Origin of the sequence: Bacillus sp. 7705b (genome assembly GCF_002289525.1) — a bacterium.
In the GTDB taxonomy this organism is placed as follows: domain Bacteria; phylum Bacillota; class Bacilli; order Bacillales; family Bacillaceae; genus Bacillus; species Bacillus halotolerans.
The window spans coordinates 1-8,490 of sequence record NZ_NSDH01000041.1; the positions used below are offsets into that span (position 1 = coordinate 1).

At 45.4% G+C, this 8,490-nt stretch carries 7 protein-coding genes, 1 other RNA gene and 1 other annotated feature; of the genes, 7 read left to right on the forward strand and 1 reads right to left on the reverse strand.

Annotated features, from left to right (window positions below; all coding sequences use genetic code 11):
* Nucleotides 1-1,536, forward strand: a 1,536-nt coding sequence (relA, locus tag CJU60_RS16190) for a GTP diphosphokinase (RefSeq protein ID WP_095714307.1), incomplete at its 5' end; no start/stop codon positions are given.
* Nucleotides 1,537-1,548: 12 nt separating this feature from the next.
* The gene (gene dtd / locus CJU60_RS16195; protein ID WP_010335121.1) at nt 1,549-1,989 is read left to right on the forward strand and encodes a D-aminoacyl-tRNA deacylase; all 441 of its coding nucleotides are present in this window, start codon (nt 1,549-1,551) and stop codon (nt 1,987-1,989) included.
* A 25-nt stretch (nt 1,990-2,014) separates the two neighbouring features.
* Here dtd and CJU60_RS16200 read toward each other — a convergent pair whose 3' ends face one another.
* A complete protein-coding gene (locus CJU60_RS16200; protein ID WP_095714308.1) occupies nt 2,015-3,568 on the reverse strand; it encodes an N-acetylmuramoyl-L-alanine amidase family protein in 1,554 nt (517 codons plus the stop codon).
* A gap of 133 nt (nt 3,569-3,701) precedes the next feature.
* Here CJU60_RS16200 and CJU60_RS16205 point away from each other — a divergent pair, with 133 nt between their 5' ends.
* The 5 genes from CJU60_RS16205 (at nt 3,702) to CJU60_RS16225 (ending at nt 8,420) form a co-directional block, all read left to right on the forward strand.
* Nucleotides 3,702-3,872, forward strand: a complete 171-nt coding sequence (locus CJU60_RS16205) for a YrzK family protein (RefSeq protein WP_010335119.1) — start codon at nt 3,702-3,704, stop codon at nt 3,870-3,872.
* Nucleotides 3,873-3,931: 59 nt separating this feature from the next.
* Nucleotides 3,932-4,162, forward strand: a binding site (T-box leader).
* A gap of 90 nt (nt 4,163-4,252) precedes the next feature.
* Nucleotides 4,253-5,527 carry a histidine--tRNA ligase gene (gene hisS, locus CJU60_RS16210; RefSeq protein WP_024122316.1) on the forward strand — a complete coding sequence of 425 codons (1,275 nt, stop codon included), beginning with the start codon at nt 4,253-4,255 and terminating at the stop codon, nt 5,525-5,527.
* A 13-nt stretch (nt 5,528-5,540) separates the two neighbouring features.
* Nucleotides 5,541-7,319 (forward strand): aspartate--tRNA ligase, encoded by a 1,779-nt coding sequence (gene aspS / locus CJU60_RS16215; RefSeq protein WP_095714309.1) that lies wholly within the window; start codon nt 5,541-5,543, stop codon nt 7,317-7,319.
* Nucleotides 7,320-7,379: 60 nt separating this feature from the next.
* A non-coding RNA gene (gene ssrS, locus CJU60_RS16220) (6S RNA) lies at nt 7,380-7,572 on the forward strand.
* A gap of 83 nt (nt 7,573-7,655) precedes the next feature.
* A complete protein-coding gene (locus CJU60_RS16225) occupies nt 7,656-8,420 on the forward strand; it encodes a tRNA threonylcarbamoyladenosine dehydratase (protein WP_059293512.1) in 765 nt (254 codons plus the stop codon).
* Nucleotides 8,421-8,490 lie beyond the last annotated feature (70 nt).

Below are 8,490 nucleotides of genomic sequence, written 5' to 3' on the forward strand. Positions count from 1 at the left end.
GAGGTGAAAAAACGTGTCGAAGAAGTCAACATCAAGGCTGACTTCTCAGGCCGGCCGAAGCATATTTACAGTATCTATAGAAAAATGGTGCTGCAAAATAAGCAATTCAATGAAATTTATGATCTGCTTGCTGTCCGGATTCTCGTGAACAGTATAAAGGACTGCTACGCGGTGCTCGGCATTATTCATACATGCTGGAAGCCGATGCCCGGCAGGTTCAAAGATTATATCGCAATGCCGAAGCCGAACATGTATCAATCGCTTCATACAACAGTTATAGGGCCTAAAGGCGACCCGCTGGAAGTGCAGATCCGCACCTTTGAAATGCATGAAATCGCGGAATATGGGGTTGCGGCTCACTGGGCTTATAAAGAAGGAAAAGCAGCGAGTGAAAGCGCAACATTTGAGAAAAAGCTTTCATGGTTCCGCGAAATTTTGGAATTCCAAAATGAATCAACAGATGCCGAAGAATTTATGGAATCGCTCAAAATCGATTTGTTCTCGGATATGGTGTACGTCTTTACGCCAAAAGGAGATGTCATCGAGCTTCCGTCCGGTTCTGTCCCGATTGATTTCTCTTACCGGATTCACTCTGAAATCGGCAATAAAACAATCGGTGCGAAGGTCAACGGAAAAATGGTGACCCTTGACCATAAGCTTCGGACAGGTGATATCGTTGAAATTCTCACCTCCAAGCATTCCTATGGTCCGAGTCAGGATTGGGTGAAGCTTGCTCAAACCTCACAGGCGAAGCATAAGATCCGTCAATTCTTTAAGAAACAGCGGCGCGAAGAAAATGTCGAAAAAGGCCGTGAATTGGTTGAAAAAGAAATTAAAAATCTGGACTTTGAAGTGAAGGACGTCCTGACACCGGAGAACATCCAAAAAGTTGCAGATAAATTTAATTTCTCAAATGAAGAAGACATGTACGCAGCGGTCGGCTACAATGGCATCACAGCCCTGCAGGTGGCGAACCGGCTGACGGAAAAAGAAAGAAAACAGCGCGATCAGGAAGAACAAGAAAAAATTGTTCAGGATGTCGCTGCGGAGCCTAAACCGTATCCGCAAGGAAGAAAGCGGGAAGCTGGCGTTCGCGTCAAGGGGATCGACAATCTCCTTGTGCGTTTATCGAAATGCTGTAATCCTGTGCCTGGTGACCATATTGTCGGTTTCATTACAAAAGGCAGAGGGGTTTCCGTCCATCGCGACGACTGCCCGAATGTCAAAACGAATGAAGCGCAGGAGCGGCTGATCCCCGTAGAGTGGGAACATGAGTCACAGGTACAAAAACGCAAGGAATACAATGTTGAGATCGAGATTCTTGGGTATGACCGCCGCGGATTGCTTAACGAGGTGCTTCAGGCAGTGAATGAAACGAAAACAAATATTTCTTCTGTCTCTGGCAAATCGGATCGCAACAAAGTGGCAACCATTCATATGGCTATTTTTATCCAGAACATCAATCATCTGCATAAAGTCGTCGAGCGCATTAAGCAAATAAGGGATATATATTCTGTGCGCCGCGTCATGAATTAAAGGAGTCAGAAAATGAAATTAGTCGTTCAGCGAGTAACAGAAGCAAGCGTAACCGTTGATGGAGATGTGATCGGCCAAATTGGACAAGGCATTATGGTCCTGGTCGGCATCACTCACGATGATACAGAAGAGGACGCCGCTTACTTAGCGGATAAAGTGGTGAATCTTCGCATTTTCGATGACAGTGATGGAAAAATGAATTTGTCGCTTCTGGATACAGGCGGAGAGGTTTTGTCTGTTTCACAGTTTACGCTTTACGGAGATACAAGAAAAGGACGGCGCCCGAACTACATGAACGCCGCAAAACCTGATAAGGCTTTGGGCCTTTATGAAAAATGGAATGATCTGCTTCGTGAAAAAGGAATCAAAGTAGAAACCGGTAAATTCGGCGCCATGATGGATGTAAAGCTCACTAACTCCGGACCGGTTACTTTGATTATGGATTCAAAATAAAAAAGCTGCCAAAAGGCAGCTTTTTTTATTGAAAATATTTCTCCAATCCGCTCTCAATTCCGTCTGTTACTTTTTCTTGATATGAATTGCTATGTACAATGGCTTCTTCCTGCGGATGGCTTACATATCCTAGCTCGTACAGCATAGCGGGCTGTTTGTTTTCACGGAGCACATAATAATCTCCGAACAGTACGCCGCGGTCAGGAATTGAAGATCGCTTAACCACTTCAGAGTGTACATCTGATGCCAGTTCCTGATCCTTTGCAGGACTGTAGTAATAAGCTGTGCTTCCCCTTGTAGAAGTATCCGCAAAGCTGTCGTAATGAATGCTGATGAAGGCGTCTGCATTGCGGTAGTGAGACGTCGAGACTCGTGACTGTAAGCTGACAAATGTATCATCCTGCCGTGTCACATACACGTCTGCTCCTGCTGATCTAAGTTTGCTGGCCAACAGTTTCGCCGTTTTGATCGTCAGTTTTTTCTCGAATTGGCCTGAATAGCCGATTGTTCCGCTGTCTTTTCCTCCATGCCCCGGATCGACAACAATCGCTTTGTTTTTCAGCGACCCGCTTCCGGAAGCGGAATCAGCGACAGGCGGCTCTCCGGATTCTTCAGCGCTTTTAGACGTCTGTACCACCCAGTTGGCGACATAAGCGGTCTGCCCATTGTCAAGTTTTACTTCATACCAGCTGCCCTTTGATCCGGTAATGGAGTACGCATCGCCTTTGGCTGCGCGTTTAACGATAGAAGCTGATGTTGAAGCATCGCTTCTTAAATTCGTTCCTCCGTATACGATATAGGCTTTTTTTGTACTGTCTGAACTTCTGACATCAGCTGAATCTTCAGCTGGGTCAGAACTGGTCACAATGTAATGGCTTGCGACCCAGCCTTTTAGCCCATTCACTTCAATATGGAGCCAGCCGTTTTTCTCTTCGAGGATTGTAAGTTTCGTTCCTCGCGAGAGTTTTGTAATAATCGCTGCATCATGTGAGGCGGACCCTCTGACATTCAGTGAAGAAACGCCAACCGTGCCCGTTGTTGAACCAGATGATTCTGTCTGATCACTTTCCTCAGACGCTGAACTGCCGCTGCCTGAAGTGACGTATTCGGAAGATACCCATCCGGTGGAATTTCGATATGATATTTTGATCCAGCCGGAATCCTTGTCAATCACTGCGGCTTGGCTGCCCTGCGGGAATTTGCCGATGACTTCGTATGAAGTACCAGGGCCTGTTCTCATCCGTAAATCGGGATCTGTTGATGTTACGGTTTCACTGCTGTCTGTAGAGCTTGTGCCTGACTGTTTTTCCTTAGTAATAAGCCAGGAGACAACCCACCCTTTATCTCCGGAACCAAGCTGTATTTGCACCCAGTCTCCGTCTTCTTTCAAGATGGGGTAGCGTTCTCCTTTTTTCACCTCCGCCATGATGCCGTAGCTAAGCCCCGGGCCGCTTCTGACGTTCATTTCATCTGTTGCGATGACCGCTTCTCCCTGAGCGGCTGTAACGGCAGAAAAAGGCGGGAAAAGCGACCCGGCGACGATAATACATACAATAAGGACAAAGTGTTTCTTGCTCATTGTGTCCTCCTTTCTAATGATCATAAAAAAAAGCATTCTTTCTTAATATCGTAAAGTCCTTTCTGATTTTTAAATAAAAATAAAATGATTTGTTTATACTAGGCATAAATCCAATGAAAAAGGTGTGCAAATCATGAAATATCATCCAAAAATGGGACGTGCATTTCACGACGGCGAAGGAAACCTGCATTTCAGTGATCATGCCGATCCTGATACAATCGGTTATCTCACTGAAACCGCAACGGAATTTGGTCTTATGTCCAAAGAAGCATCACAGCAAAAAAACAACCGGAATAAAGCTTGACAGAGTACAGCAATGCCATTATTATAATAGAAATCGAGTACATAATAAATAATAATTAAACTGAACCAATAATGGAGAAGAGTAGGTCAGATTGCATGGCTAGAGAGGAACCGCCCCAGGCTGAAAGCGGCTCCCATTGCGTCTTTCTCGAAACAACACTCCGGAGGTTTCCTGCTGAACGCGTGATACCGTCATTAGGCAGTGAACGTGAACCTGCGTTAAAGGATCGAGCGGGAATACGAAAATATTCCAACTAGGGTGGCACCACGGGTATAACTCTCGTCCCTACTATATGTGTATAGTAGGGGCGGGAGTTTTTTTATTTTTCATCATTGACGATAAATGTATATTTTATAAGGGATACATAAGGAGGTCTACACATGGGATATAACATTCCAAGAGGAACACAAGATATTCTGCCCGGAGAATCAGAGCGCTGGCAGTATGTTGAACAAATCATGAGAGACACTTGCCGAACTTATCAATATAAAGAAATCCGCACGCCGATTTTTGAGCATACAGAACTGTTCGCCAGAGGCGTCGGAGAGTCTACGGATATTGTACAAAAAGAAATGTACACCTTCCAGGACCGCAAAGGCAGAAGCCTGACGCTTCGCCCCGAGGGAACTGCTGCAGCAGTTCGCGCTTTTAATGAAAATAAATTATTTGCGAATCCTGTTCAGCCGACAAAGCTGTATTATGTCGGCCCTATGTTCCGTTACGAACGTCCGCAGACAGGCCGTTACCGCCAGTTTTATCAGTTTGGAATCGAAGCGATTGGTTCGAAAGACCCTGCAATAGATGCTGAAGTAATGGCGCTGGCAATGGGTATTTATCAGAAGGCCGGCTTGAAAAACGTCAAGCTTGTGATAAACAGTCTTGGCGATCGGGACAGCCGCAAAAGCTACAGAGAAGCGCTCGTGAAACACTTTGAGCCGCGCATCGAGGAATTTTGTTCAGACTGTCAGTCACGTCTGCACACCAATCCGCTCAGAATTTTGGATTGTAAAAAGGACCGGGATCATGAGCTGATGAAATCGGCACCTTCTATTCTTACCTACTTAAATGAAGAATCAGCCGCTTATTTTGAAAAAGTGAAGCAATATTTAAACGATCTCGGCATTTCTTATGAAATTGATCCTAACCTTGTGAGAGGACTGGATTATTATAATCATACCGCATTCGAAATCATGAGCAATGCGGAAGGCTTTGGCGCGATTACAACGCTTGCCGGCGGCGGCCGCTATGACGGATTGGTCGAGCAAATCGGCGGACCAGAAGCGCCCGGCATCGGATTTGCGATGAGCATTGAACGCCTGCTTGCCGCAATTGATGCTGAAAAAAGAGAACTGCCTGTTGATCAGGGGATTGACTGCTATATCGTGACGCTTGGCGAAAAAGCGAAGGATTATTCCGTTTCGTTGGTGTACAAACTGAGAGAAGCAGGCATTTCCAGTGAAATTGATTACGAAAATAAGAAAATGAAAGGCCAGTTTAAAACAGCTGACCGCCTCAACGCCAGATTTATTGCGATTTTGGGAGAGGATGAGCTTGCTCAAAACAAAATCAATGTAAAGGATGCAAAAACAGGCGAACAGATTGAAGTGGCTCTTGATGAATTGATACATGTGATGAAAGCAAACCAAAAGGGATAAGGAGTGGAACGCATTGTTTGGAAGAACATATTATTGCGGCGAAATGACTGAAAAAGCAATTGGTGAATCTGTAACGCTGAAAGGCTGGGTCCAAAAAAGACGGGACCTCGGCGGATTGATTTTTATTGACTTGCGTGACCGTACGGGAATTGTTCAAGTCGTTTTTAACCCTGATGTATCAAAAGAAGCGCTTGCTATTGCGGAAGGCATCAGAAACGAATACGTACTTGATATTCAAGGAAAAGTGGTTGCGCGCGAAGAAGGTACAGTGAATAAGAATTTGAAAACAGGCGCGATTGAAATTCACGCTGATGCAGTGACTGTATTGAGTGCTGCGAAGACGCCTCCGTTTGCCATTTCTGATCAAGCGGATGATGTATCAGAGGACGTGCGTTTAAAATACCGTTACTTAGATTTGCGCAGACCGGCTATGTTTCAAACGATCCAGCTGCGCCATAACGTGACGAGAGCTGCTCGGGGCTTTTTAGATGAAAAAGGGTTTCTTGATATTGAAACGCCGATTTTAACAGGAAGCACACCTGAGGGGGCACGTGACTACTTGGTGCCGAGCCGTGTGCACGAAGGTGAATTCTATGCGCTGCCTCAATCTCCGCAGCTATTTAAACAGCTTCTGATGGTCTCAGGCGTTGAACGCTATTATCAGATTGCCCGCTGTTTCCGTGATGAGGACTTGCGTGCGGACCGCCAGCCTGAGTTTACGCAAATCGATATTGAAATGTCCTTTATGAGCCAGGAAGACATTATGTCATTGGCTGAGGATATGATGGCAAAGATTATGCGTGAAACGAAAGGTGTGGAACTCAAGCTTCCTCTGCCTCGAATGACGTATGACGAGGCGATGAACAAATACGGTTCTGATAAACCGGATACTCGCTTTGACATGCTTTTGACAGATGTATCTGACATTGTAAAAGATACTGAATTTAAGGTGTTCTCATCAGCTGTGGCAAACGGCGGTGTAGTCAAAGCCATCAACGTAAAAGGCGGGGCAGGCGATTACTCAAGAAAAGACATCGATGCTCTAGGCGCGTTTGCCGCAAATTACGGAGCGAAAGGACTTGCTTGGGTGAAGGTCGAAGCGGACGGAGTGAAAGGCCCGATCGCCAAATTCTTTGATGATGAAAAGCAGTCTAAGCTGATTGAAGCACTTAATGCCGCTGAGGGTGACTTGCTGCTGTTCGGAGCGGATAAATTCGAAGTTGTTGCCGCATCACTCGGAGCCCTGCGCTTAAAGCTTGGGAAAGAACGGGGACTCATTGATGAAAACCTCTTCAACTTCTTATGGGTTATTGACTGGCCGCTCTTAGAGCATGATGCGGAGGAAGGCCGTTTTTACGCAGCGCACCATCCGTTTACAATGCCTGTCCGTGAAGACCTTGAGCTGATTGAAACAGCGCCTGAGGACATGAAAGCACAAGCCTATGACCTCGTCTTAAACGGCTATGAGCTTGGCGGCGGTTCGATCCGTATTTTCGGAAAGGATATTCAGGAAAAAATGTTTGCACTGCTTGGTTTCACAAAAGAAGAAGCAGCAGAACAGTTTGGATTCCTTCTTGAGGCATTTGAATACGGCGCTCCTCCGCACGGCGGAATCGCGCTTGGCTTAGACCGTCTCGTGATGCTTCTTGCCGGCCGTACGAATCTGAGAGATACGATCGCTTTCCCGAAAACGGCAAGTGCAAGCTGTCTGATGACAGATGCGCCGGGAGAAGTAAGCGACGCGCAGCTTGATGAACTTCACCTTTCTATTAAATCAAAAGTAAAGAACTGAATGTGCAGTTCGATTCTTGAAAATCAAAATCGTCTGTGATATGATTTTGACAAGTTAAATAAAGTCCTGATGTGTTAGTTGTACACCTAGTTTTGACCGAACATTTTTTTGATTTGGGAGCCCGCATTTTTAAATGGCGTACATGCCTCTTTTCATTCGGTAAAGAGGACTTACAAGATTTAAAAGAGGGCACCCACCTGCTGAGAGCGGGTTCAAAACAAAGGAAAGCTGCAACGGCACAATTGGGACTTTATTTTTTATGCGCAGAAAAAACGGCTGTTTCTGTAATAGCCATTTATCATATGAAAACCAGATTACGAATGTGGAGTGAGGTTCTTGTTACACCAGTTTTCACGCAATGAATTAGCTATCGGAAAAGAAGGCCTTGAAACGCTGAAAAACAGCACGGTTGCTGTGCTTGGAGTTGGAGGCGTCGGATCGTTCGCAGCGGAGGCGCTTGCACGTTCAGGCGTTGGACGCATCCTGCTTGTTGATAAGGATGATGTGGACATCACAAACGTAAACCGTCAGCTTCACGCTCTTCTTTCAACTGTCGGTCAGCCGAAAGTGGATTTAATGAAAGCGCGTATTGCAGACATTAACCCCGAGTGTGAAGTGATTTCGTTAAAAATGTTCTATACGGAAGAAACGTATGAGCAATTCTTTGAGTATAACCTTGACTATGTGATTGATGCGTCAGACACCATTCATTATAAAATCCATTTAATGAAAGAATGTCTGAAACGGGATATTCCGCTGATCTCCAGTATGGGTGCGGCGAATAAGACAGACCCGACACGTTTCCAAATTGCAGATATTTCTAAAACACATACTGACCCAATTGCAAAGGTAGTTCGTACGAGACTCCGTAAAGAAGGCATCAAAAAGGGCGTTCAAGTGATTTTCTCCGATGAAAGCCCGATTGTAATCCGGGAAGACGTCAGAAAAGAAGTCGGAAATGACGATGCGAAAATCCGCAAAGCCAAAATGCCGCCGTCCTCTAATGCTTTTGTGCCGTCAGTTGCGGGATTGATTATGGGCGGTCATGTTGTCATGGATCTTTTGAAAGATATTGAAATCAAACGCGTGAAGGATAAATAATGAATAAAAAACAGCCTTGAAGCATGGGACTGACCCCCGTTTTTGAGACAGGGATCAAAACACTTTTATA

Excerpts from the sequence above, each read along its gene's own strand:
- dtd (WP_010335121.1), top strand. The coding sequence starts at position 1,549 with ATGAAATTAGTCGTTCAGCGAGTAACAGAAGCAAGCGTAACCGTTGAT.
- CJU60_RS16200 (WP_095714308.1), bottom strand. The coding sequence starts at position 3,568 with ATGAGCAAGAAACACTTTGTCCTTATTGTATGTATTATCGTCGCCGGG.
- CJU60_RS16205 (WP_010335119.1), top strand. The coding sequence starts at position 3,702 with ATGAAATATCATCCAAAAATGGGACGTGCATTTCACGACGGCGAAGGA.
- hisS (WP_024122316.1), top strand. The coding sequence starts at position 4,253 with ATGGGATATAACATTCCAAGAGGAACACAAGATATTCTGCCCGGAGAA.